Origin of the sequence: Streptomyces sp. cmx-18-6 (assembly GCF_046548915.1) — a bacterium.
GTDB lineage: Bacteria > Actinomycetota > Actinomycetes > Streptomycetales > Streptomycetaceae > Streptomyces.
In genome coordinates this window covers 1-591 of record NZ_JAEBEP010000052.1, presented here as the reverse complement: position 1 = coordinate 591, position 591 = coordinate 1, and the positions used below count along the sequence as shown (strand labels likewise).

1 pseudogene is annotated in these 591 nt (G+C 64.8%); it reads left to right on the top strand.

Annotated elements, in window-relative coordinates:
* Window positions 1-47: 47 nt before the first annotated feature.
* A pseudogene (locus ACLJPL_RS34095) lies at window positions 48-591 on the top strand (integrase); the annotation flags it as partial.

Below are 591 nucleotides of genomic sequence, written 5' to 3'. Positions count from 1 at the left end.
ACGTGATCTATCGAGCTGAGAAAGCTGTAGTGCCAGGCTCGTCAAGGGTGGCCTGGGTCGTCGTCGACGGGGACTACCGGCTTCATCGTGAGGCGACCGCGTTCCTCGACCAGGTAGGTGGTCTGGGCCGGTCGGTGAACACTGAGCGGAACTACGCGAGCCGGGTGGCTCTGTATCTGACCTGGTGCGATAAGCGTGGGCTGCTGTGGTCGGAGCCGGGTTTCGAGAGCCTGCTGAGGTTCAGGGACTGGCTGGTCAGCGTCCCTTTGCCGCCGCGGGGCCGCAAAAACCAGTCGGTGATCCGCTTCCGGCAGGACGGCAGTGCCAACGCGGTTCTGGGGACGATGACGCAGTTCCTGCTGTTCGGTGTCGGGCCAGGCTGGGTCTCCGAGCGCGTCGCCATGTCCTTGGCCAAGCCGAAGTTCCTTCGGTTCTTGCCGGACGGGGCCGCAGGTGAGGGCGGTGGCGCCAGGGTCGTCACAGAGCGGACCTTGAAGTTCGCCACGACCGACCCGGGCATCGAGTACCTCACGCCGGAGCAAGTCGAGTTGATGATCCGGATGGCTCGGAATGCCCGTGACCGGTTCCTGA